Source organism: Marinobacter sp. 1-4A (assembly GCF_016597725.1).
Classification (GTDB): domain Bacteria; phylum Pseudomonadota; class Gammaproteobacteria; order Pseudomonadales; family Oleiphilaceae; genus Marinobacter.
Genome location: NZ_VCGY01000003.1, coordinates 136,793 through 160,560 on the forward strand (window position 1 = coordinate 136,793; position 23,768 = coordinate 160,560).

A 23,768-nucleotide genomic window follows, 5' to 3' on the forward strand; every position below is an offset into this window, starting at 1 on the left:
AGCCTGTGGTACGGATAAGGAAATGCTTAGTCAATCAACTTCCAACCACCATCCCGAACTTCAAGGATGCGGAAGGAATTCGCCTGCAAACCGTTGTGGTCGTCAGGTGTCATGTTGAACGTACCGGTTACACCCACGTGGCCCTTGATGTTTTCAAGCGCATCACGCACGGCTGCCTTATCGGTAGAGCCGGCCTTCTCGATGGCTTCAACCGCCAGCATCAAGCCATCGTAAGCGTAAGCACCAAAGGTAGACACTTTGGTGCTCCAATGGGCTTCGTACTCACTCTTGTAGGCTTCAACTACCGGCTTTTGCGGATCAGACTCCGGCAGGGATTCTGGCACTAGCAAAGGCGACGCGGGCAATCTCAAACCTTCGGCGCTGTTGCCAGCCAACTCCAGGAAACCGTCGGAAGCAACACCGTGGGACTGGTAGAAAGGTAGCTCGATACCCAACTGGGCGTAGTTACGTGTAACGATTGCTGGGCCTTGCCCGAAGCCGAAGTTCAGAACAGTCTGAACGCCGTCGGTGCCGCGGATATTAGTAAGCTGAGCGGTCATGTCGGTGTCGGAACCGCCATAAGTTTCATCCGCAACAATTTCAATACCGCCCATCGCCTTGGCTGCAGCAAGCGTTTGCTCACGCCCGGAACTGCCAAAACCACCTGTACCAGAGATTAGCCCAACTTTCGTTAGGCCACGCTCTCTCATATCCATCAGCACGCGCTCTGCCGCCATGCGGTCGGTTTGCGGAGTTTTGAAAACCCACTTTTTAACAGGGTTGGTGATAACAACCGCGCCCGCTAGAGATATGAAAGGAACACCAGCCTGTTCGACCATGGGCACAGCCGCCATGGTGGCCCCCGTGGTGCTGCCGCCAACGATAATATCAACCCGGTCTGAACGGATCAGACGGCTTGCGAAGTTACGGGCTTTTGACGCGTTGCCTGCGTCGTCGTAATGGATAAGTTCCAGTTGGCGACCTAGAACACCGCCTTCTTTGTTGATTTTTTCAACGTACATTTCCAGAGTTTTCAACTCCGGATCACCCAGAAAGGACGCAGGGCCGGTTACAGACAGAAAAGAGCCTATGCGGATGGGATCCGCAGCCTGAACGTTCATCGCTAATAGACCGGCTGCTGCAATAGCGGCAACCTTACTTGCTCGACGCGTTATTTTCTTGAACATTGTTGTTGTTCTCCCGAATGTTATCAGGGCGTTTTGGTTTTATATGCCCTAGAGTTTCCGAAAACAGAACGGTATTTCATGCAGAATGGGTACGTTTTTGTATCACGTACCCTTTCACAATAGTCTGAATTCAGCGCAGCGCGACAGACATTGGTCTATCATCACAATAATCTTCTATTCGCCATTCCAATAATACGATACCGTTGACGAATATCAATGGAAAATATTGTATCACTACACCCCTGTCAACTAGATAGCAGGCCAAACGGGGCGGGTATAGACCAATGTATGAAGAGTTGGTCATCGCACACGGCAGGGAAGGTAAGCGGCTTTACGCGGTGGCTGTAAACAGGATAATGGCGCCGGACCATCGCCAAGCCTGCCATTATCGCCGGGCCGTAAGTTTTGAAGAGATAAGAGACTATGTCAGCAAAACAACAGCTTGAAAGCCTAATTCACGATTTTCAGAAAAAACGCCCTTTAAGGGCAGGCTCACTGATCATCACAATCTACGGCGATATCATTCATCCCCGCGGCGGTAATGTGTGGCTGGGCAGCCTGATGAAACTGCTCACCCCAATGGGCGTGAGTGAGCGGCTGGTGCGCACATCCGTTTACCGGTTGGTTCAGGAAGGTTGGCTACAAACCGAAAAAGTGGGGCGCTGCAGCTATTACAGCGTTACCGGGGCTGGCCTTCGGCGATTCCAGCAGGCCTTCGAACACGTTTACACCCTTGGCACAGACGACTGGAACGGCAGTTGGTGCCTGGTTTTTCTCAACCAACTGGAGCCGGAAACCCGCGCCAAAGTGCGGGAGGAACTGAAGTGGCTAAGCTTTGGCAATATGGCTTCGGGCGTTATGGAACATCCGCGCTTCACGCGCCATGAACTGGTGCCGCTGTTGCAGGAATGGGGCGCTCTGGAAGACACCATTGTTATGCAGACTCAGCCATTGGAGCAGCGCAGCCCAAAGGCCCTGCGTAGGCAGGTAAAAGAAAGCTGGAACCTCGACGAACTGGGTTTTCGTTATAAGCGGTTTCTTGAAAAATTCCGACCGCTCTGGCGCGAGCTGAGCACCAACGACAACCTGAGCCCTGAGAACTGTGTCACCGCGCGCATTCTGCTGATTCATGAATACCGCAAAGTGTTGCTCAGAGACCCTCTACTACCGGATGAGCTCTTACCGGGAGACTGGGAAGGGCGTAGTGCCAAGCAGCTGTGCCGCAACCTATACCGCGCCATTTACAGCCGTTCTGATGCATATTTGGCTAGTGCTCTTGAAAACGCCTCCGGCCCACTACCCGGCCCTGCCGCCGGATTCTATCGGCGGTTCGGCGGCCTAACAGATGACAACCCCACCGACACCAAAATAGCGGAAGCGAAAGAGTCAGCTTGACCCTTTCGCCTTGCCCACTCAGCCCCTCGAACGGCCTCGACTTGACTTAGAACAACTGCAACCATCGTCCAATGGGGCCAGCCGCGTTACTGTATTGCAACTCTTCGATATCTTCTAAGCGAATACAAATACTGTTTTTAAAGCCTGCATTCTATTGAAAAGGAATGTCGGGACTAATTAAGATGTATTTGTAATGAATCAACAGGAAAGACTATGACGCCTACCATCGCCATTCTCCTGATCATTACCTTCGTGCTATCCACGGTTGGTTTGCTGCTACTGATTTGGTCTATTGCCAACAATCAGTTCAGCCACGGTCAGGCTGCGGCCCGCACCATCTTCTCCCCGGGCGAAGAAGGTCACAGTGAAGACCCTGCGCGGCCCGCCGACGAACCTTTCACCGGTAACACCATTGAGCAGGCCGAAGCCATTGAGGCCCGCTGGACTGCCGATCAATCCTCCAGAACAGCGGTGCTTACTTGGCTAAGTTCATCGGTTTTCTGGCTGCTTCTGGGCTCGTTTTTCGGCCTAGCCTCTTCCATAAAGATGCACCTACCGGAATTTTTGACGGCCAGTGAGTTTCTTACCTTTGGCAGAATTCGCCCCGTTCACCTTAATGCAGTTACCTATGGCTGGGCGTCCATGGCGGGCATTGGTGTAGCGCTGTTTTTGATTCCACGGCTGTTTAAAACCTCGCTGGTGGGCGGCAAGTATGCCGTTATCGGCGGTTTTATCTGGAATATCGGTTTGGTTCTGGGCTTGAGTGCCATCACGCTGGGCCTGTCCGATGGCGAGGAATGGCTGGAGTTTCCCTGGCAGATCGATCTTCTGTTTGTAGTGGGCGGGGCAATGTGCGCCGCTCCCTTGTTGCTAACCGCCGCCAACCGCAACGTTGAACACCTTTACGTGACCAGCTGGTACCTGATGGCGGCGCTGGTGTGGTTCCCCATTCTGTTTCTTATTGCCAACCTTCCCTTTGCCTTTCCCGGGGCGTCTGGCGCCACGGTTAACTGGTGGTTTGCCCATAACGTGCTCGGGCTTTGGGTAACACCCATCGGCATTGGCATTGCCTACTACATGATTCCGAAGATTCTCGGCAAGCCAATCATTTCGTATCAATTATCGCTGATCGGCTTCTGGTCGCTGGCGCTGTTTTATAGCCAGGTGGGCATTCACCACCTGATTGGCGGCCCCATTCCCACGTGGCTGGTCACGCTTTCGATTGTCCACAGTGTGATGATGTCGATTCCGGTGATTACCGTTGCCATCAACCACCACGGCACCATGATGGGCAACTTCGGGCGCCTCAAAGACTCGCCAACTCTGCGTTTTGTATGGATCGGCGCACTCATGTACACGGTGGCATCGCTTCAGGGTTCTATGGAGGCACTGCGCAGCATAAACGTGATTACCCACTTTACACACTACACCGTGGCCCATGCGCACCTTGGTATGTACGCCTTCCTGAGTTTTATTCTGTTTGGCGCCGTGTATTTCATCATGCCCCGCCTTACAAACTGGGAATGGCCATGGCGCAAACTGATTAGCCTGCATTTCTGGCTTGTCAGCATCGGCATTCTGATTTACGTGGTATCGCTGACCGTGGCTGGCTGGAAACAAGGCGTTGCATTGCTCGATGCGGCAATGCCTTTCATGGACATTGTAAAAATGACACTGCCCGCTCTTCAGGCCCGTACTCTGGGTGGCGCTCTGATGACATTGGGGCATCTGGTGTTCGCGTTCCATTTCATCGCCATGCTAATGCGCCAAGGCGCGGCCACTGAGCAGCCGACACTCTTCCGCCCAGCCGTCAAGGAGAACGCTCAATGAAACGTGCTCTCGCAATCATGGTCGGTGCAGCACTTATTCTGTTGCTGGCCACGCTTACATTGGTGGTTATGCCTTACCTGCAAATGTCTGCTGAACAGGTGCCGCCAGACCTCAAACCATACACCGAGCAGCAACAGCGGGGCCGGCAAGTCTATATCGCCAATGGCTGTGTTTACTGCCATAGCCAGCAACCGCGCGATCCAAGTTTTGCGCCTGGCGATAAAGCGCGAGGTTGGGGCCGCCCATCGGTGCCCGGAGACTACGCGTACGATGAGCCTCACTTGCTGGGCACCATGCGGACCGGCCCGGACCTGTTCAACATTGGCGCCCGCCAGCCCAGCATCGACTGGCAGTTGATGCACCTGTACAACCCCAGGGCAATCATCAAAGGCAGCATCATGCCGTCTTACCCGTTCCTGTTCCGCCATGTGGATGAGCCGGTCGAAGGCGACAAGGTGGTGAATATACCGCCACCCTACGGCCCCGAGTCCGGCACAATCGTTGCCACAGAGGATGCACTGGCGCTGGCGGAATACATGCTCGCCCTTGATCACACCTACCCGGCGCCGACCTTACCGAAACGGCCGCCCAAATCCGATGAGCCCAAGGAGAACCGCGCGCCATGAACCAGCATGATCATCGCGCTCAATACCGCGAAGCGCCAGAACCGGAAGAAGGCACACGCGCCACGCCAAAAATTGTATTGGCGTGGATCGCCATACTGATTGTGTGGGGTGTGGGCTACTACGCCTGGCAGATTGGCAAGCCGATGCTGGGTGGTGACAGCCGCTCGGCTGTGGAAATGGTTCAGCAGGAATCAAAACCTGCCGACAATTCTGCAGACAACAGCGACGCTGAAGCGTCAGGAAGCTCAGGTTCTGGCAACAAAACAGCCGCTGCAAAGCCAAACGGCAAGGCCATTTACAGCGCTCAATGCAGTGCCTGCCATCAAGCTAATGGGCAAGGTGTTCCGGGTGCCTTCCCCCCACTGGCCGAAAGCGAATGGCTGCTAGCAGATGCCGCGATTCCGGTGGCGATCGTACACGATGGCCTGCAAGGTGCCATTGAGGTTGCGGGCAACAGTTTTCAAGGCGTTATGCCTAAATTTGGCGGCACACTCTCCAATGCAGAACTGGCTGCTGTTCTGAGCTATGCCCGCAGCGAGTGGGGCAATAGCGCCAACGAGATAGACCCGGCTGCAGTCACTGAACATGTGGAACGCTTCGGCGAGCGCGGGGATTGGTCTGCCGAGGAACTGAAGGAGGTTTTCGGGGAGCCCTGAGATGGTCGACAGCAACGGTAGCACAGCACAAAAAGAGCAAAACCAGACCATCCTGATGGTTGAGGGGATGCGCTGTGGCAGCTGTGCTATCGCTGTTGAAGCCTTGTTGAAGAAACAGCCGGGCGTTAGTGATGCCGCTGTTAACTTCGCGGCAGATGTTGCTATGGTTTGCTGGGATGAAGAGAAGCCACCCTTGGCCAAACTCCAGCAAGCTGTTGCCCGCCTAGGCTACCGTTTGCACAGCTCGGTGGACCCAGACCGCAGCAAGCTGCAAGCAGAGTCGGTACGCAAGCATCTACAAAGGCGCCTCGCCGTTGCGGTGGTTTTCGGCATGTGGAGCATGATGCCAGCCCTGCTGATTTATCTGGCACCACTGGGTGCAGTAGAGCCGGAAGTTTTATGGCCACTTGCGCTGGCCAGCGGCCTGTTTGCTGCGCCCGTTGTGCTCTATTCCGGCTCCCACTTCTACCGGGTGGGCTGGCGAACCCTTATTGCAGGTGCGCCGGGCCTCGATAGCCTGATCTTTCTGGCGGTATTCGCGGCCTGCATCATCTCCGCTTGGCAACTCGCCGCAGGCAGCTACCACGTGTACTTCGACGCCGCGGTTATGCTGATCACTTTTCAACTGATCGCGAGATTACTGGATACCAGCGTGCGTCGGCGCGCTTCCGAGATCATTCGCCGCTATCTTCAGCATGTACCTGAGCAGGTCACCCTAAAAACCGCGACAGGAAAATTGGAAACCCGGCCAGCCGAAGATATTAAAATCGGCGAACGTATTGTTCTCCGGGCCGGTGAACAATTGGCGCTGGATGGTCAGGTTGTACAAGGGCAAGGTCAAGCCGATCTCGCCATGCTGACGGGCGAGCACATGCCTCAGCCACTTAGCCCGGGCGCCGAATTGCTAGCAGGCTGCCAGTTGCTTGAAGGTGAGCTTGAACTGGCGGTAACCGCCAGCACTGGCGAGCGCCGTATCGACCGATTATCCCGCTCCATCAGCGCTTTGCTCAGCCGCAAAACCACCTTACAGCGACTCACCGATCGTATTGCCCGCATTCTGCTCCCGGCTATTCTGGTTGCAGCCACGCTGGCCGTGGGGCTTGCCCTTGCTCAAGGCGTTCCGGTGCCAGAGGCAGCGGCCCGTGGGCTGGCGGTTATGATCATCAGTTGCCCCTGCGCCCTCAGCTTGGCCATACCTCTGGTGATCACCATGGGCCACGCCAATATGATCAAACACGGCATTGTATTGCAGGATCCGGCGGCTCTTGAGGCTGCCGCCTACGTAGGTGCGATTGTATTCGACAAAACCGGCACATTAACCACGGGCGAGCCCAGCGTAGACAGCATCACACCGGTCGGCCAATGGGCCCAAAGACAGCTATTGCAGCTGGCTCAGGACACACTCAGGGACTCCACGCACCCGGTTGCCCGAGGTCTAATGGCGGACATGCCCTCGTCACTTGCAGCAGCCCCCGAGGGTACACGAGAAAGCATTGCCGGTGCGGGTACTCGCTGGGTAAGCGATGCAAATGTCACTCTGGCAGGTCGCGCGAGTTGGCTAAGGGAACAGGGTGTCGAGGTACCTCCCAGCGAAGATACCGGAATGAGCGTTCATCTGGCCTGTAATGGGCTTTATGCAGGCAAAATTGGCTTTCAGGAAACCCTTAGGCCGGAGTCGATAGCAACGATTCGCCAGCTTGTGCGTCAGGGCTATGCCATCTATTTGCTCAGTGGCGATACCCGCAGGGCTTGTCTCGATCTGGCCAAGCGCCTTGGCATTGCCCCCGAGCACGTGCTCTCAGAGTACTCACCCGAGCAGAAACACAGCTTTATCGACAATCTGGAAAAACAGACTCCCACCGTATTTGTGGGTGACGGCCTCAACGATGGCTTGGCTCTGGCCGGTGCAAGGTTGGGTGTCGCCGTAGGTAACGCCGCTTCCGCCACGGGTGCCGCAGCAGCTATTTACCTCACAGAAAGCATCGGCAAGGTGCCCGCGACCCTGCAGTTGGCAAAACGGGCACGCAAGCTTATGTACCAGAATCTCTTCTGGGCAGTGGGCTACAACGCTCTGGTGATACCGTTGGCGGTTACGGGCTGGATTCAGCCGGTGATTGCCGCCATTGCCATGTCGCTCAGCAGCCTCTGTGTTCTGCTCAACAGCCTGCGCATGCAAAAGCAGACACATCCTTGCCTTTAATTCCAAAGCTGCTATGGTGCCGTCAACCTCAATGAAGGAGCTTTCCATGGTTTCTTTAATCCCACTTTCGATTACCTTCCATTAGTCGGCGAGCCCCGCCATTCGGTGCTCGCGTGCGTTCCTATGTTTTTGTAGAACACAATCGACAAAACGTTTGTGGCACCCGTAACAACAGAATTTTTTAGTAGGTAGAGATACTGGCATGATGATGAATGTAGGTTTTAACCTGGGTTCACGTGATATCAAAACACTTAACGCAAAGCTGGGAAGGATTTACCGCAACCCTGTCACATCGCCTAAAAATACGGCTTTGATTGGCAGCACAGTTACGCTGATTAACTGCTTGGACTCTTCCGTGCTCACCTTCCGCTTAACGGATTCCAGCACCGGCCATGACGGCGACAAAGATGACGTATGCATAGGCTCCCCCTTCGGCCTTGCACTACTGGGCACCAAGCCGGGCAGCGTGGTTAAGTTAGGGTTGTCCAACGAGGAAGGCCATGCTGTAGTGCTAAAAGTATCAAGCTGACTCGATCGAGCTGAAACTCGGTCACTCGGGCATAGCATTAAGGGACTCCCTTACCACCCGCAATTGACACTGGCGCGCCCGAGTGACATGTTTGCATCCGTTTAGTGCAAACAACAATAACAGCGCCGAGTACTCCAAGCATGTTGATCTTGACCGGTTTTGGTCTGGCTTGTCTGGTCATTCTACTGATTACCACAACCCACGAATTACACCATTCATCCGCTGCGCGGGTGTTTGCGGTTTTTCTCATTGCCAGCGCCGGGTTCTTGCTCCACCCGCTCACCCCCCCTAGTTGGCAATGGCTCACCCTGAATCTGGAAGTGATGGTTCCGGCTTTATTCTGGCTGCTTTGTCAGGCCACATTCCGCCAGCGTATCAATCTACGGTCAGGCTGGGGCGCGATGGCGCTTTACAGCGTTGTTGCGCCCTGGACAGCAAGACTCTTCACCAGCCACCAAAGCGCCGAAGGCATGCTGCTGTTTTTCGGCTGGGAACTGGGCGAGTTATTTGAATTTTTTATCATCGCCAACGGTTTCTGGGTTGTACTCGCAGACTGGCCTGCCGACCTTGTAGAGCCACGCCGAAAGCTTAGAGCCCTTGTTTTATTTATCGCAGGTACCGCCGTGCTCTTGGTTGCGCTGGCATTCAACTTGGGTACGGCTTACGCGATAAACCGGGCGCTGGTGGTCTCCATTGCCGGTGTTGCAATAGCTACGTTCCTGTTGCAAGGCAGGTTCAACGAACTGTCATTGCGCCATGGGCCCACGCCGCCCGCTGAGCCCGAGCATTGTGATCCGGTCGATGACAGCCCTCCTCAAACAGATGTCCAACTCGAACACGCAGAGCGCCTTTCCAGCCTGATGCAGCAAGGCTATTACCGAACAGAGCATCTGACCCTAAAAATGCTGGCCGAACGGCTGGAGCTCCCGGAGTACCGCACCCGGGCACTCATTAATAAGCAATTGGGTTATCGCAACTTCAACGATTACATCAACCAACTTCGAATTGCGGAGGCTTCAAAACGCTTGATCTCGGACCCGGAGACGCCGGTACTCAACATTGCGCTGGATGTCGGATACAGAACTCTCAGCTCATTCAACCGTGCATTCCGAGAAATCAAGCAGTCTACGCCTACCGAATTTCGTCGGAATAACACGGTGTCATAGCATTAAGGAGCGGGAGAACAACTTGCCGAAGGCAGTTGGTTAATCCAGCTACTTACAAGCGCTACGCCTTCTTGATGCACGGTGTTGCGCGCAAGTTCTGGCATTTTATGGCGGTTATCGTCAGTCGACATACGGAACAGCAAATAAGAATTATCTGGGCTGCCCGGAATGACATCGTATGGGTACCCCACCTTGCCTCCAGCGACCGGCTCTTTGCAAACGCCAAACTTGCTAGGAGAGTCTGCATAAACTCGGTTGTACTCCAGTTGCACACCACTGCTACCAGCAGGCCCAGCGTAATCGGCTGGCAATGTTAGGTCTGCCCGGTGGCAGTGGGCGCAGTTAATGTCGAGGTAGGCACGCGCAGCGCTGTTTAATGCATCGCCACTGAGCGAAGCAACGGGCACCTGATCATTGAACACTGGCGCTTTCTCCACACTCTGCAAATCAAACGGCAAGCCCGTTAACAGCTCACCTTCCGCCAAATATTGCAGCTGGTTGTATACGGTTCCATCTGCATAGGTAAAGTCTTTGTTCAGATAGCGTGCTTTCGGGCCAATAGGCAGGAAAATCTGTCCGCGGTCGTCACCCGAACCTGCCAGATTGGGCACAATAGAGTGACACGAGCTGCAATCCGCAGCATTTGGCACCGAGTAATCAAAAGTAATCTCTTGCCCCTGATTATTAATGGTTTTGAGGCCATTCAGGCGCTTACCGGCGATGGCCAGAGTGGCGTCGGATTCTGAGGACCAGTAATAAGGCAGCGCAACCCAACCGCTGGTGCGATGGATCAGCAACCGAGTTTCAATAACTTGTTCATCGCCATCACGGAAGGCGGTGTTTTCAGGTAGCGCAAAGGTTTTGGTGATGACCGTTCCCACCGGGAAATCGAGCACTTCCGAAGCGTTGTAGCTAACCGTCTTGCCCTCAGGCACAAATATGAAACGATACTTGCTGGCGTAGTCAGAGAACAAAGCCGTAGACAAGTCATAAGGAACGCCGCCCCGAGTTGGTGCAGCGGTGGGGTCACTGGCATTGGTAAACAGGTTGTAGTCCGACAGCTTGGGACACGCCTCACTCATCAACGCGTTCCAGTTAACTCCGGAAGTGTTCGCATCGCAGCTTCCCTCTGCCCCCGTCGGCGCGCCCGCTCCGGCATTCAGTGCGCTGCTGGCTGGCGGGGGTGTGCCACCATCGGGTGCTCCGCCACCACTGTCACTGCTGCTGCCGCCACACGCTGCCAAAAACAAAGAGGCTGCCATCATCGCTATTGTCGTTTTATTGTTACTTCTCATAGGTAATGCTCTCGTGCCGCGGCGTATGACCGGGGCAAAGCTCCCCGGTGATACGCCGTATTGACTCTCTTACAAGGTAGATTAATGCTCAAAGGACCAGATTAAAGTGCGCAGGCCGCTTCCGCCAAATCATCCCCAGTACAACCGTAGATATTATTTCTGAAGTTCACCACCGCAGGCGGCAAGCGCGGCTGGGTGCAGTTGAGGTAGGTATTGTTGACCATCTGATCAATCAACAAGTGAGGCAGCGGATTACCCTCAGCATCAACCTGTGTCACGTCCGCAGGGCTGGTCGGGTAAACCAGACCAGTGTTAACGTCCTCATACTCAGGCGCCGGATTGCCGTTGATATTGCGGTTCGCACAAATCCGGTCTTCAGGACCATACGGATCGTAGTTCACGCCGTCGGCAGCGGCATCTGCCCCCACAATCATATTGAACCCGGCAAGATCCGTGGTGTTTGACAGCAGCTCGCCAATGCCATCATAGAGAATAGCCGGGAAGGTCTGTGCCATGCCTGTGCTGTTCTGAGCAGACGTGTAGCCACCAATAATGGGTGCTAGCAGGTCGCCACGTGGGGCTCCGCCATTACGGGCGATCGTGTTGTCGTGTAGATAGACGTTCTTCAGTATCGGGCTCCAACCATCAGCTATGGTTGCGCCGAAGCTCGTCGGGTAGCTCGCCACATCATCCTCAATTAAGAAGTAGCTGGTGATAGCAACTGCGGTGGTGTCGTTGTCCGTAATCTGGTTGTTGTAAACTTCCACATCACTGGAGGCAAGGATAATCACCCCTGTACCCGGCGGCACAGCTCCAACCACACCCGCACCTACGTTATCGGCGTTGTTTGCGTATATCTGGTTATTGAAGATCCGCACATTGCTGCCATAGGCCTTGTCCAGCCCCGGCAGATCGAACGACAAAATACCGCCAGAGTTTCCAACTGCAATATTGTTGTAAACATCGGCCATGCTGGAGTTTTCGATTTCAATACCAGCAACGTTATTTTTCGCGGTGTTGTTCCGCACAACAATGTTCTCTGACTGGCCAACGTAGATACCCGCATCCGCCGAGCCATAGGCGTAGTTGTTCTCCATCAGCACGTTCTGGCTTTTAAGCGGGTACAAACCATAGGCGCCGTTATCTGATTCCAGCTCGCCTTCCCAAACGGTCGCGGTGTTAGTGATGTGAATACCGTTTACGTTGGTCGTTTTGATGCCGTTTTTAGGCGCCTCGTAAACAGCCAAATCGCGAACGGTAATGCCGTTGCCACCCTGAAAACGAAACGCGTCGTCGCCATTGGATGTGCTGAAATCGAGAATCGTCTCATTCATACCATGGCCAGCAACCGTAAGCCCTCTTGCACTGTTCACAACAATGCTTTCAGTCACAACAAATCGGCCTTTCGGCAGCACTACCAACGCATCTTCCGGGGCCTCAAACAGGGCTAATGAAAGCGCTTCGGTGATGTTTTCGCCGTCTGCAGCATCCGGGGCTACGAAGATGGCACCTTCAGGAATTACAAATCCGGAGGTGGTTGTTCCAACAACGCTTTGGGCATCTTTGCCGTCTTTACCGTCTTTGCCGTCATCCCCACAACCTGCCAACAGCAATCCGCTGGCTAATGCTGAGATCGTGAAAATTTTCGAGAGCTTCGTTCTATGACGCATAGGAGTCCCCTTCTTGCTTATTGTTAGTTTTACTCATGCGCATTCTTGATAAAAATGAACAACGCGCCACACCAACATTATTCATGAGCAATAAGCAAAGCGAGAACAAACAGCAATCAGAAACCCCAAGCCTCTGTGCAATTTCTTCAATGCGCTGTGCTGCAAGGCTTTCACGGCAACTTTTTTTCACTGACGAATTCTTTAAATGATGGATTTTGAAGTTTTTGTTTAGGTTGTCGCGGGTAGGTTTGCGTTATCGAAACTCGGCAAAAGTAATGCCCTGAAGCGTTAGCGAAGTGAGGCATGTGACAAGCAAAAGCGATCAGCTATAGTGATGAAAAGTCTGTAAGGAATTCGCTACCAGATGTTCGATGCTGCTAAAAAAACTCGCTGGGCCAACGCCCTTATCAGTATATTCATCGGCATCAGTACCTTCTGTATCTATTTCGTTTTAATTGTCGCCTTGGTGGTTCAAGGCCTGCTGACATCGCACTATGAAAAGCTCAGTGCTTTGATTTCCGAGGCTGAAAAAATCGGGGCCGAAAGTATCGAAATCATTGACCGGCTGAATGCTCTTGCCGTCGACAGTTGCACAGATGAGCTGCTGAACATTATGCGAAAAGAACTGTTTTTCGCCAGCCGAATACGAGACATCGGATTTATCAAAGACAAGCACTTAATCTGTACAACGGGTCAGGGAGTTCTTGAAGCGCCGGTCAAACAATCGCCGTGGGATTTCATTAACGAACGCGGGATCAAGCATTGGCCGGAAGCCCGCCTTGTTCTTTTTGATGGAGATATTACCGCCACAATTGCAGAAAGAGGCCAGTTCAACGTTGTTTTTGATACCCGATGGTTGGAACAGCAGGCTGCCATCAGTACCCATTGGGAACTTGTATACCGCAACAATCGATCCGAAACTCGGCACACCTACGGCGACAAGGGACTGTTTCGGAATTTGGCTGAAAAATCAGCGCAGGCTGTGACCCTCACATCCACATATTCCGAAGCCTGTAGCACAACCATCCCCTACTGCGCGGGCATGGAAACAAAGCACCAAGATGTTATCAAACGCAATCAAGCGTTTTCGGCCTATGCGTTGTTGATTGGCATAGCTTTAGGTGTTGGAGCCAGCCTTTTAGTGAGGCCCGCTCTTAAAAAGCGACTGAGCACTGAGAATCGAATAATCAGAGGCATAAAACAAAACGCCTACTTCCCGTTGTATCAGCCGATTGTCGATTTGGAGAGCGGAAAGGTTATCGGATGCGAAGTTTTAGCTCGGTTTCAAGATGCCTATGGCGCTATCTATCCCGATGAGTTTATTCCGGTGCTGGCCCGAGCCAAACTTAGCTGGCCGTTTACCCAGCAAATCATGCAAAAAACCTTGGAGGACCTGAACCTTAAAACCGACTTGCCCGAAGGTTTCAAAGTAAACATCAATCTATTCCCTTCCGATATCGCTCAAAGCCGAGTACAAGGTGCGGATATTTCATTGGCGCTTGCTGCATCTCGCTTTCATATTACCTTCGAAATCACCGAAGATGAGCAGCTTGACTCGGCAGCGGCCAGAGCTTGCATTGACTGGATCAAGCAGCAGAAATTTGAGCTGGCTGTAGATGACTTTGGCACTGGTTACTCCAACCTATCCAAGGTGCGTGATCTGGGCTGCAACACCTTAAAGATCGACCGCAGCTTTGTGTTTGATATCGACTCTGGAGGTCTTGGCGCAGTGCTGGTGCCGTTGATGGTCCGTATTGCCAGCGAGTTGGGTATGGAGGTCGTTGCCGAAGGGGTCGAGACAGAGGCTCATGCCGCTATTGTTCGTGGAATGGGTGCCCGATTCGCGCAGGGCTGGGCGTTTGGCAAACCCATGACGGCAGAGGATTTGGAGCAGCGCGTGCACGAAACAGCCTCAACAACGGAGCCCTGAGCGGGCTCCGTGTTAGGAGGGTCAAAACAAGCTAGCGTTCAACCACATGTGCGTGGCAATCGACGCGACGTACCCAAGCGCGACAACCGGCGCCCAGCGCAAGTGCGACATGATGGTGTAGTAGCCTCTGGCCTGCCCCATTAGAGCCACACCGGCCGCGGAGCCGATGGACAGCATGGAGCCACCGACACCGGCAGTAAGGGTAACTAACAGCCACTGACCGTGAGACATATCTGGCTCCATAGAGAGCACAGCAAACATCACCGGAATGTTATCCACGATAGCCGACATAACGCCCACGGCAATGTTGGCGCCCGTTGCGTTCCAGTCGTTGTATAGCAACTGGGATATTTCAGACAAGTACCCGATGTAGCCAAGCCCGCCCACACACAATACAACGCCGTAGAAGAACAGTAGCGTATCCCACTCGGTACGTGCCATCGGGTTGAAAATATCAAAGGGTACCGCTTTGTCGAGCCGCTCAAGCAGGCGGGTATTCTTGTGGTTTTCAGCCCACACTCGCTCGCGTGCAACACCTCGCTTGAAGCTACGCTGCAGGTAATAGCCCAGAAACTGCAAGTAAGCTAAGCCCATCATCATGCCAACCACCGCAGGGAGGTGAAGGAAGTTGTGGCCCAACACCGCAGTCGTGATGGTGAGGAGAAACAGCACCACAGTGCGGCGAGCGCCGCGCTTCATAATCACAGGATCCGATGTATCTTTTGGTGGCTCACTCGGAATCGCAAAACTCATGATTACAGCGGGCACAAGGAAGTTAACTGCGGCGGGAATAAACAACCTGAAAAACTCAGTAAACTCAACGACGCCTTTCTGCCAGACCATCAGGGTAGTGATATCCCCGAACGGCGAAAACGCTCCACCGGCATTTGCCGCCACCACGATATTAATACAACCAAGGCCGATAAAACGCGGGCTGTCCTCACCCACTTTCATCAACACTGCACACATCAGTAATGCTGTGGTTAGGTTGTCGGCAATGGGCGAGATGAAGAATGCCAATAAACCGGTGATCCAGAACAGGCTCAGATAGCTGAAACCTTTGCTCACCAGCCAGCCACGAAGTGCATCAAAAAGCTGACGTTCCTCCATCGCATTTATATAGGTCATTGCCACCAGCAAAAATAGGAGCAGCTCAGAGTATTCCAATAAATTATGTTTCAAAGCCGCATTGGCGCTCTCGGTATCGCCGTTCATGGCCGCCGCGCCAGCGACCAGAAACCAGATTAAGCCCGCTGCCAGTAGCACCGGCTTGGACTTGCGTAGGTGCAGCTTTTCTTCAAGCATGACGAACGCATAAGCAATAACGAAGATTACAACCGCAATGTAACCCACCGGATGGTGAGTCAGGCTCTGGGCGCCAGATTCGGCTGCGCTGGCAAATGCGCTAAACCCAAAAGAAAAAATCGCGAGAATGAACACAGTCATTTTCGCGACGAGATTACGGGAGGCGATTGCTTGCGTGCAGCAACGCCGGACGGGAAGCTTTTCAGAACTGTGATTTTCGGTCATGACATCTGGCTCAAAAGTTAGGGGCGCACATTATTAATCAAAGTGCACCCGGCAAACCATAGCTTCCGTCAAGTCGACTTGATCAATGTCGTTTACAGTTACTCTGATCCCTATTCTCCCCAAGGGCTGATTTGGAACTTGGTCAGCTATACAACGATTCGATCACGTCCGCGTACTTCTCATAGATCTTGCTACGGCGTACTTTCATGGTGGCAGTCACTTCGTCATCGTCGTGATCCAACTCTTTGCTCAGCAGGTGAAAGCGCTTGATTTGGGCCACTTGCGGCAGTCTACCGTTACCCTTATCCACCTCTGCCTGAATCAGTTCCTGCACTTTCTCATGCTCGGTCAGGCTGCGGAACGTGGTGTAGGCAATCCGCTCCTGCTCGGCCCATTTTGCCGCAGTTTCAAAATCCACCTGAATCAGCGCTGAAACATATTTCCGGGCCTCACCGATGACAATGCATTCCTTGATGTATGGGCTCGCCTTAATCGTATTTTCAATCTCCGTGGGGGAGAGGTTCTTACCGCCAGCGGTAATCATGATGTCTTTGAGGCGATCAACGATTCTCAGTTGCCCATCCTGCCATTCACCCACATCCCCCGTGTGCAGCCAGCCGTCTCTTAGAGTAGCCTCCGTTGCTTCATCATTTTTGTAGTACCCTTTGAAGACCGTGCCGCCCCGCATGAGTATTTCATCGTGCTCACCCAGTGTCACTTCAAGCCCGGAAACCGCCGTACCGACTGTGCCAAGGCACACTTTGTCTAGGCGTTGAGCCGTTGCAACACCGGTGCTCTCGGTTTGGCCAAACACCTCAACCAAAGGCACACCTAAAGTGCGGAAGAACTGCAGGATACCTGTTGAAATGGGGGCTGCACCGGTCAATGCGATGGCGCAACGGCGCAGTCCGATGAAATTCTGCAAAGCACGGAATACCAGCCAGTAGTACAGGCTATAGGTAAGCCGTTCACCAAGGCTCCAGTTTGCTTTGGGCTTGGTTGCCATAGGCTCGCAGGCCTTTATAGCGCGGGCAAAGAGGGCCTGTCGCAAACGCCCGGTTTCCTGCATCTTGATGTAGATGGAGGAATGGAGTTTTTCCCAAATACGCGGAACACCCAGAAAAAATGTCGGTGCAATTTCCCGAAGGTCTTCCTGTATCGTGCGCAGGCTTTCACCAAAGCTCACGGCACTGCCCACATAAACAGGGGCAATATTGGTCAGAGCCTGTTCTGCCACATGACACAGTGGCAGATAGGACAGGCTGGTACTATGTTGGTCTACGCCTAAAAGCTCTACAAGGCCGGGCGCAGCGGCATGCAGGTTGCCCCAGCTGATCATCGCACCTTTGGGTCGACCGGTAGAGCCCGAGGTGTAGATCATCAAGGCAATCTCGTCCATTCGCTGGCTGTCGAGCAACGCGTCAATCAACCCGGGGTGGTTTTTCTCGAATTCCCGCCCCATTTTCTCGATGTCGTCGAACGATGAGGGTGGTTCCGAATAAGACCGGAGCCCCTTCGGATCAATAACAATGTTGTGCTTGAGCTGAGGTAACTCGGGCCAGGCTTCCAGAACTTTATCGGTCTGCTCCTGATCTTCGCATACCACCATTTCTGCATCACTGTGCTCAAGCACATAGGCCACTTCATTCCATGGGCTGGTAGGATACACCCCCACACAGATCCCTTTCACCAGCCCTATGCCCATCTGGGCAATAACCCACTCAACCCTGTTTTCGGAAATTATGGCGACGTGGCCACCCTCGGAGAGACCGAGTGCTCGCAGGCCTAAACCAAAATGCCTCGCCCGTTGGTAATAATCCTGCCAGGAGCAGGCCTGCCAAATACCAAAATCTTTTTGCCTGAGCGCGAGCGTGTCGGGGCGTTCTTTTGCATGCGCCCGTAGCATTTGTGTCAGCGTAAGATCACGAATTTTCGGTGTGCTCATGACAGCCACCGCTTGCGACGCTTGTAGTGTTTGATGTCCCGGTAGCTTCGGGCTTCGCCTTCTTTGCCGCCAACGCCCAGATAAAACTCCTGAACGTCTTCATTGGACGAAAGTTTGTCTGCCGCACCATCGATTACGATTTTTCCGTTTTCCATAATGTAGCCGTATGAGGCGATGGCCAGAGACACTGCCGCATTCTGCTCCACCAGTAATATGGCTGTACCCTGCTCTCGGTTTATTCGCGCAATAATAGTGAAGATTTCTTCCACCAGCTGCGGCGCTAGACCAAGCGACGGTTCGTCCAGCATGATTAACTCTGGCTGAGCAATCAGTGCGCGACCAAGTGCCAGCATCTGTTGCTCGCCACCAGACAGATAGCCCGCAAGCTGCTTGCGGCGCTCCCTGAGACGGGGGAAGTAGTCATAAACCAGTTCGTAAGAGTCGTTCAGAGAGGTTTTACGCCCGCTAAGGGCGTAGGTTGCTGCAACGAGATTTTCCTCAACGGACAGGTCTTCGAATACACGGCGTCCTTCCATCACATGGAAGAGGCCATCGCGTACCAGTTTTTCCGGTGCCATTCCTTTCAAGGAGCGGCCCTTGAAGCGGATCTCTCCGGCAGTCACCTCGCCATCCTCCAACGCCAGCAGCCCGGAGACACTCTTCAGCGTGGTGGACTTGCCAGCACCGTTGGAACCCAGCAGCGCCACAATGGCGCCACGGGGAACACGCAGTGACAGGCCCCGGAGAACCTGCACCGCCTTGTTGTAAACCACTTCTATGTTATCGATTTCCAGCAAGGCTTCCATAGAGCGTCTCAGTCGAGGTGAATCCAGTCAGATACCGGCTCATAACGGGCTTCTTTGGCGTTTACACGCCAAATACGACCCACCGGGAAGGACATGTCTTGCACTGTAACCGGAACGCCGATAATGCCGCCGGTATCCCAATTTTCGATAGACGCTAGAGAGTCAGCCATGTTTTCAGCGGTGAGCTCTTTACCGGCGTCCATGGTGCGCTTAATCACCTCGGTCCAGACCATCGCGTTGAACCAGCCCTGCATATAACCGGTCGGACGGTAGCCTGCATCCGGATCGCTCTTTTCTGCCGTAGCGCGCAGTGCGTCGAGCATTGGCCCGCTTTCGGCGCTGTCATAATAGTTGTAAGGCATAACGCCCATATAGCCGTCAGCATCTGCGCCCATCTTGTTGATAATCAGCTTGTCGCTGGACCAGAAGGTACCCATAAATTGGGTATCCAACCCCATCTGGCGCATCTGCACCATGAACTCGTTTATGGGCGACAGCACATAGCCGTGGAATACCACAAAGTCCGGGCGCACCCTGCGCAGTTTCAGGATTTCTGCAGACACATCCACACTGCCGGGTTTGGTAACGATTTCCTCTACAACTTTGATACCCATCTCGGCAGCCTTGGCCTTGCCGTTTTCAATAGGGTCTTTGCCGAACTCGGTATCGCTATACACAAAGGCAATGGTAGGCATGTCGCCATCTTTTCCTTGGGTAGCAATGTACTCAAGAATAATGCCGAACATCTGGCTGTAGTTCGGGCCGGGAATGAATTGATACGGATACTGCTCATTGTCCGTCAATGCAGTGGCAAAGGAAGCACCGCTCATCAGCGTAGTGCCTCTGCTGTTCAGTTCGGAGGCAATGGTTTTCATGAACCCGGTACTGTCACCGTAATAAACCGGGACTTTGTTACTGCCGGTGATTTTCTTGAAGGCAGCTACGGAGCGGTCAACCTCATAGCCGGTGTCTTCCATTACATACTTCACCGGATGACCGTTAATCCCGCCTTCGCTGTTGATCCAAGTTGTGTAATCCGTAAGGCCTGCATGAAGATGCACGCCAGCAAAGGCGAACACACCAGACAGAGGAATGGAGCCACCGAATACGATGGGCTCTTTGTCCTGAGCCATAACAGGCGCCGCAACTGCAAGAGCAGCGGCCATACTACCGACACCTACAAGCCTGCGGCTTTTGTCGAGAATGCTTTTGAACATGTTACTTCTCCTTGCGGCTTCTTGTTGTTTAATCCACTAGTTCTTGAAAGGCCATAAACTGAAAAAGCGCCGAATGCGGTGCCAGATCTCCGCCAGCCCATGCGGTTCAAAAATAAGAAAACCGACGATCAAAACACCGAAGATGATCTCAAGCATTGGTGACATGAATATCGGTGCGTTCGGATAAAATGGCGTCAAAGCTGCTGTGAGCAGTTTCAGAGCTTCAGGAATCAGCGTCATAAAGGCCGCGCCCAGAATACCGCCCAATAGATTGCCCATGCCGCCGACAATTACGGCAGCCAGATAAAAAATAGACATAGAGAGCGGGAAGCTCTCTGGCGTGACCACCCGATAAAAATAGGCAAACAATCCGCCCGCCACACCGGCATAAAACGAACTTAGAGCGAAAGACATCAGCTTGTAGCGCAAAAGGTTAATGCCGAGTATTTCCGCCGAAATATCCCGATCCCGGATTGCGATGAACGCTCGGCCCGTGCGGGTTCGGAATATGTTGGTGGCACCAAAAACCATGAGTACCGCCAACGGTACAATGATGAAGTACATCTCAAAATCGCTTTGGAAGCTGAGCCCGAATAAGTGGGCGGGCTCCAGACTCAACCCGCCCATTCCACCGGTTACAGACTCCCACTCGGCAAAGATAAAGTGCAGGAAAACACTGGCGGCCAGAGTCGCAATCGCAAGATAAAGCCCCTTTACGCGCAAAGATGGAAGTCCCACCAGAATGCCTACTGCTGCGGCAAGCAGCCCTGCGAGCAAAAGCGTTACAGGGAAAGGCAACGCCGAGTTCGCAGACAACCAAGCCACCGTATAGCCACCCACCCCCATAAAGCCCGCCTGCCCGAGAGAAATCAGGCCGGTAAAACCGGTAAGGATGTTAAGGCCTGTGGTGCTTATAACCGCAATGCCCACCATACAGCCCAAATACAACAGGTAGGCGTCGGCCATAAACGGGAACACTGCCAGCACCAGCAGTAAAACAGCGAACCAGACTTTCTGGGTAGAACTCTTCCAGATAGACTCATCGGCCTCATAGCTCTGTTTTGCGTCACCAATGCGCATCTTATACTCGCTCTATATCGTGGGTGCCGAAAAGGCCATAAGGACGGAAAACCAGAATGACCGCCAGCACCGCGAAGGTTGCTGGCATACGGTACTCGCCGCCCAAATAGGCGCCTGCAACGGTTTCCAGCCACCCTATGAATACACCGGCAACCAGAGCACCAACGATGCTGTCGAGCCCTCCAACAATCACTACCACCAGAACACTCAGGCCGATGGCGCCAAACTGTGGGCTCAATCCACCGGTTGCCGCCACCAGAACGCCCGCCAGCGAAGCAGCGAGAGAACCAAACACCCAGGCCAGATTAAACACCCGGCGCACGTTGATACCCATGGAGTAAGCGGCGGCCTGATCCGAAGCGGTAGCGCGCAGCGCAACGCCACCCCGGGAAAAGCGGAAATACAGCAAGTAAATGATGAGCATTGCTGCACCGATGAGAAAGCCGTAGGCAATCTTTGGGGCCAAATACATTTCACCGATGAAAACCGGTTTGCGGGGCAGAAAGTCTGGCAAAAGCTGAGGATCCGCTCCCCAGATCATCTCTACCACTCCCACCAGAATACTGGCGATTCCGATGGTGACCATAACCACGGAAATGGAGGATTCCCCCAGCATCGGGCGGATCATGACTTTTTCAATCACGCCGCCGAGGAGGCTTCCGCCAAGAACCGCCAGCGGCAGAGCGACCCAAGGCGACATTTCCATGCCCCCGGCAAAGGCTAGAAATAGGTAGGCCGCGAACATCATGATCTCGCCAATGGCGAAATTGATGACCCGGGTAGCTTTATAAATGATGACGAAGCCCAGCCCTATCAGGGCGTAAAGACCGCCCATCGCCAGACCCGCGAGGCTGATTTCCCCAAAAAATAACCAGTCCACTCAAGCCACCTCGCGTTCTGGGTTCAGTTTCTTACGCAGACTGTCCATATCACTAGTGCCCAGATAGGCTTCAATAACTTGTTGGTTGTTCTGCACGTCTGCAGGCAGGCCTTCTGCAATCACTTGACCGAAATTAAGCACGGCGATGTGATCGGAAATATCCATGACCATGCCCATGTCATGTTCCACCATCAGCACGGTTACACCCCACTCTTCCCGAATATCCAGAATAAACCGGGCCATATCTTCTTTTTCTTCACGGTTCATCCCGGCGACTGGCTCATCCAGCAAAAGCACCTTGGGCCGCATAGCCAGAGCGCGGGCCAGCTCTACGCGCTTTTGCAAACCATAAGACAAGTTGGCGACCGGCTGGCGCCTAATATGGTCAATTTCCAGAAAATCGATGATATGGCGCTCCACTTCCTCGCGTACCGCCATTTCCTCGCGACGCGCAGCGCCAAAATAGGCCAGAGAGCCCAGCAGGCCGCTCTTCATGTGTACATGAGCACCCAGCTTGATGTTATCGAGCACCGTCATGCCTCGAAACAGTGCAATATTCTGGAAGGTGCGAGCCAACCCCATGGAAGCACGTACCGGTGGCTTTACTCCCGTAAGTGCCTTGCCCTGATAGCTGATAGTGCCTTGCTGGGGTTTATAGAAGCCCGAGATGCAGTTGAAGAGAGAGGTTTTGCCAGCGCCATTGGGGCCGATCACAGTTGTCACTGTGTTTTCTGGCACGCGGAAACTGACACCTTGAAGTGCCTTCACACCACCGAACGACAGCGAAAGATTACTTATTTCGAGGATACTGGACATTATTCCCCGCACATGAGCGATTATGTTTATTGTTGTTTACGTCAACGTCAGGTTATCTTCCTGAGCAAGTTTAAAGTAGCCTAATTTCATCACAAAAACCAAGACTGTCTGTTCCATGAATTTTCGAACAGGCTTTGCGACGGAATCCAGAACTATGACGACCAGCCCTTTAATCTCTGAGTTTGACGCCCAAACCGGCGTAGCAACCCTGACATTTAACCGCCCCGAAGTACTTAATGCGATCAGCATACCCATGGCGGAAGCATTTCTGGCGGCAGTAAGAACACTGCGCAGCCAGCCAGAGTTACGCTGTATTGTGCTGACAGGGTCCGGAAGAGCCTTTATGGCCGGTGGCGACGTTGCCAGCATGACGGGCACACAGGAACAGAAAAGAGACTTTATCAACGGGTTGCTGGTGCCCCTCAACGAAGCGATTCTTCTGTTGCGGAGCATTGATGCGCCGATGGTTGCCGCAGTGAGGGGCCCGGCGGCCGGCGCCGGGCTCAGCCTAGCGCTGATGGCAGACATCATCGTGGCGGAAGATCGGGCAAAATTTCTTATCGCCTACAATGGGATAGGTGCGGTGCCCGACTGCGGCTGCACCTGGTTCCTGCCGCACAAGACAGGCGCTACCCGGGCCACTGAAATGATGATGCTTGGCCGACAACTTACCGCTGAAGAGGCGCAAAGCTGGGGTTTGATAACCCGTGTCGCGCCCTCAGATTCTTATGACGAAGTTCTGGCAAGCACAATCAAGCAGGTTGCCAGCGGCCCGACCAAGGCGTTTGGTGCCTTTCGCCAACTCGTTGATCAGGCCGGTGGTCGATCCCTGGCCGAACAACTTGAGGCTGAGAGACAGGCCTTTCTCAAGATTGCGCACACAGGCGATTTCGGCGAAGGTGTATCGGCGTTTCTCGCCAAGCGACCCGCTACTTTTTCCGGCCAGTAGAATCACTTTCCTGAGGCATTAACAAAGCGGTTGCACACAACACCATTCCACTCAATGCGAG

The 23,768-nt window shown here is 53.6% G+C and carries 19 protein-coding genes; 9 read left to right on the forward strand and 10 right to left on the reverse strand.

The features are described from left to right. Positions 1 to 26: 26 nt before the first annotated feature. Positions 27 to 1,187, reverse strand: coding sequence for an ABC transporter substrate-binding protein (locus FE845_RS07705; protein ID WP_200363129.1), 1,161 nt, complete (start codon positions 1,185 to 1,187; stop codon positions 27 to 29). A gap of 423 nt (positions 1,188 to 1,610) precedes the next feature. Here FE845_RS07705 and paaX point away from each other — a divergent pair, with 423 nt between their 5' ends. The 7 genes from paaX to FE845_RS07740 all read left to right on the forward strand — a co-directional run bounded on the left by paaX (position 1,611) and on the right by FE845_RS07740 (position 9,589). Next, entirely contained in the window at positions 1,611 to 2,582 is a 972-nt protein-coding gene (paaX, locus tag FE845_RS07710) for a phenylacetic acid degradation operon negative regulatory protein PaaX (RefSeq protein WP_200363131.1), read from the forward strand. Positions 2,583 to 2,795: 213 nt separating this feature from the next. Then, complete coding sequence (locus tag FE845_RS07715) at positions 2,796 to 4,412, forward strand: cbb3-type cytochrome c oxidase subunit I (RefSeq protein ID WP_200363133.1); 1,617 nt, start codon at positions 2,796 to 2,798, stop codon at positions 4,410 to 4,412. After that, entirely contained in the window at positions 4,409 to 5,038 is a 630-nt protein-coding gene (locus FE845_RS07720) for a cbb3-type cytochrome c oxidase subunit II (protein WP_200363136.1), read from the forward strand. Before FE845_RS07715 ends, FE845_RS07720 begins: the two co-directional genes overlap by 4 nt. Beyond that, the gene (locus tag FE845_RS07725) at positions 5,035 to 5,694 is read left to right on the forward strand and encodes a c-type cytochrome (protein WP_200363138.1); all 660 of its coding nucleotides are present in this window, start codon (positions 5,035 to 5,037) and stop codon (positions 5,692 to 5,694) included. The genes FE845_RS07720 and FE845_RS07725 overlap by 4 nt, the downstream gene beginning before the upstream one ends. 1 nt (position 5,695) lies before the next feature. Next, the gene (locus tag FE845_RS07730; protein WP_200363140.1) at positions 5,696 to 7,894 is read left to right on the forward strand and encodes a heavy metal translocating P-type ATPase; all 2,199 of its coding nucleotides are present in this window, start codon (positions 5,696 to 5,698) and stop codon (positions 7,892 to 7,894) included. A 202-nt stretch (positions 7,895 to 8,096) separates the two neighbouring features. Next, positions 8,097 to 8,423, forward strand: coding sequence for a GreA/GreB family elongation factor (locus FE845_RS07735; RefSeq protein ID WP_200363142.1), 327 nt, complete (start codon positions 8,097 to 8,099; stop codon positions 8,421 to 8,423). A 140-nt stretch (positions 8,424 to 8,563) separates the two neighbouring features. Continuing rightward, complete coding sequence (locus tag FE845_RS07740) at positions 8,564 to 9,589, forward strand: AraC family transcriptional regulator (RefSeq protein WP_227714184.1); 1,026 nt, start codon at positions 8,564 to 8,566, stop codon at positions 9,587 to 9,589. Positions 9,590 to 9,591: 2 nt separating this feature from the next. Here the strand turns inward: FE845_RS07740 and FE845_RS07745 are convergent, their stop codons facing one another. After that, positions 9,592 to 10,884, reverse strand: a complete 1,293-nt coding sequence (locus tag FE845_RS07745; RefSeq protein ID WP_200363145.1) for an SO2930 family diheme c-type cytochrome — start codon at positions 10,882 to 10,884, stop codon at positions 9,592 to 9,594. 101 nt (positions 10,885 to 10,985) lie between these two features. Further along, complete coding sequence (locus FE845_RS07750) at positions 10,986 to 12,554, reverse strand: parallel beta-helix domain-containing protein (protein WP_200363147.1); 1,569 nt, start codon at positions 12,552 to 12,554, stop codon at positions 10,986 to 10,988. Between the two features lie 364 nt (positions 12,555 to 12,918). On the opposite strand from FE845_RS07750, the gene FE845_RS07755 reads away from it, so the two are divergent. Beyond that, entirely contained in the window at positions 12,919 to 14,484 is a 1,566-nt protein-coding gene (locus FE845_RS07755) for an EAL domain-containing protein (protein WP_200363149.1), read from the forward strand. Positions 14,485 to 14,505: 21 nt separating this feature from the next. Here FE845_RS07755 and nhaD read toward each other — a convergent pair whose 3' ends face one another. The 7 genes from nhaD to FE845_RS07790 form a co-directional block, all read right to left on the reverse strand. Next, a complete protein-coding gene (gene nhaD, locus FE845_RS07760) occupies positions 14,506 to 16,014 on the reverse strand; it encodes a sodium:proton antiporter NhaD (RefSeq protein ID WP_200363151.1) in 1,509 nt (502 codons plus the stop codon). 142 nt (positions 16,015 to 16,156) lie between these two features. After that, on the reverse strand, positions 16,157 to 17,959 hold the full coding sequence (locus FE845_RS07765) for an AMP-dependent synthetase/ligase (RefSeq protein ID WP_200363154.1): 1,803 nt from the start codon (positions 17,957 to 17,959) through the stop codon (positions 16,157 to 16,159). Beyond that, the gene (locus FE845_RS07770) at positions 17,956 to 18,765 is read right to left on the reverse strand and encodes an ABC transporter ATP-binding protein (RefSeq protein WP_200363156.1); all 810 of its coding nucleotides are present in this window, start codon (positions 18,763 to 18,765) and stop codon (positions 17,956 to 17,958) included. Before FE845_RS07770 ends, FE845_RS07765 begins: the two co-directional genes overlap by 4 nt. An 8-nt stretch (positions 18,766 to 18,773) precedes the next feature. After that, complete coding sequence (locus FE845_RS07775; protein WP_200363158.1) at positions 18,774 to 19,982, reverse strand: ABC transporter substrate-binding protein; 1,209 nt, start codon at positions 19,980 to 19,982, stop codon at positions 18,774 to 18,776. A gap of 36 nt (positions 19,983 to 20,018) precedes the next feature. Next, positions 20,019 to 21,062, reverse strand: a complete 1,044-nt coding sequence (locus tag FE845_RS07780) for a branched-chain amino acid ABC transporter permease (protein WP_200363161.1) — start codon at positions 21,060 to 21,062, stop codon at positions 20,019 to 20,021. Position 21,063: 1 nt separating this feature from the next. Then, positions 21,064 to 21,942 carry a branched-chain amino acid ABC transporter permease gene (locus tag FE845_RS07785; protein WP_200363163.1) on the reverse strand — a complete coding sequence of 293 codons (879 nt, stop codon included), beginning with the start codon at positions 21,940 to 21,942 and terminating at the stop codon, positions 21,064 to 21,066. Further along, entirely contained in the window at positions 21,943 to 22,758 is an 816-nt protein-coding gene (locus tag FE845_RS07790; RefSeq protein WP_200363165.1) for an ABC transporter ATP-binding protein, read from the reverse strand. Positions 22,759 to 22,912: 154 nt separating this feature from the next. Between FE845_RS07790 and FE845_RS07795 the strand changes: the two genes are divergently transcribed. After that, entirely contained in the window at positions 22,913 to 23,707 is a 795-nt protein-coding gene (locus FE845_RS07795) for an enoyl-CoA hydratase/isomerase family protein (RefSeq protein ID WP_200363167.1), read from the forward strand. Positions 23,708 to 23,768: the final 61 nt, after the last annotated feature.

Coding starts and splice junctions, on each gene's coding strand:
- nhaD (WP_200363151.1), bottom strand. CDS start 16,014: ATGACCGAAAATCACAGTTCTGAAAAGCTTCCCGTCCGGCGTTGCTGC.
- FE845_RS07795 (WP_200363167.1), top strand. CDS start 22,913: ATGACGACCAGCCCTTTAATCTCTGAGTTTGACGCCCAAACCGGCGTA.
- FE845_RS07735 (WP_200363142.1), top strand. CDS start 8,097: ATGATGATGAATGTAGGTTTTAACCTGGGTTCACGTGATATCAAAACA.
- paaX (WP_200363131.1), top strand. CDS start 1,611: ATGTCAGCAAAACAACAGCTTGAAAGCCTAATTCACGATTTTCAGAAA.
- FE845_RS07765 (WP_200363154.1), bottom strand. CDS start 17,959: ATGAGCACACCGAAAATTCGTGATCTTACGCTGACACAAATGCTACGG.
- FE845_RS07745 (WP_200363145.1), bottom strand. CDS start 10,884: ATGAGAAGTAACAATAAAACGACAATAGCGATGATGGCAGCCTCTTTG.
- FE845_RS07705 (WP_200363129.1), bottom strand. CDS start 1,187: ATGTTCAAGAAAATAACGCGTCGAGCAAGTAAGGTTGCCGCTATTGCA.
- FE845_RS07730 (WP_200363140.1), top strand. CDS start 5,696: ATGGTCGACAGCAACGGTAGCACAGCACAAAAAGAGCAAAACCAGACC.
- FE845_RS07725 (WP_200363138.1), top strand. CDS start 5,035: ATGAACCAGCATGATCATCGCGCTCAATACCGCGAAGCGCCAGAACCG.
- FE845_RS07720 (WP_200363136.1), top strand. CDS start 4,409: ATGAAACGTGCTCTCGCAATCATGGTCGGTGCAGCACTTATTCTGTTG.
- FE845_RS07770 (WP_200363156.1), bottom strand. CDS start 18,765: ATGGAAGCCTTGCTGGAAATCGATAACATAGAAGTGGTTTACAACAAG.
- FE845_RS07755 (WP_200363149.1), top strand. CDS start 12,919: ATGTTCGATGCTGCTAAAAAAACTCGCTGGGCCAACGCCCTTATCAGT.
- FE845_RS07790 (WP_200363165.1), bottom strand. CDS start 22,758: ATGTCCAGTATCCTCGAAATAAGTAATCTTTCGCTGTCGTTCGGTGGT.
- FE845_RS07780 (WP_200363161.1), bottom strand. CDS start 21,062: ATGCGCATTGGTGACGCAAAACAGAGCTATGAGGCCGATGAGTCTATC.
- FE845_RS07715 (WP_200363133.1), top strand. CDS start 2,796: ATGACGCCTACCATCGCCATTCTCCTGATCATTACCTTCGTGCTATCC.
- FE845_RS07775 (WP_200363158.1), bottom strand. CDS start 19,982: ATGTTCAAAAGCATTCTCGACAAAAGCCGCAGGCTTGTAGGTGTCGGT.
- FE845_RS07750 (WP_200363147.1), bottom strand. CDS start 12,554: ATGCGTCATAGAACGAAGCTCTCGAAAATTTTCACGATCTCAGCATTA.
- FE845_RS07740 (WP_227714184.1), top strand. CDS start 8,564: ATGTTGATCTTGACCGGTTTTGGTCTGGCTTGTCTGGTCATTCTACTG.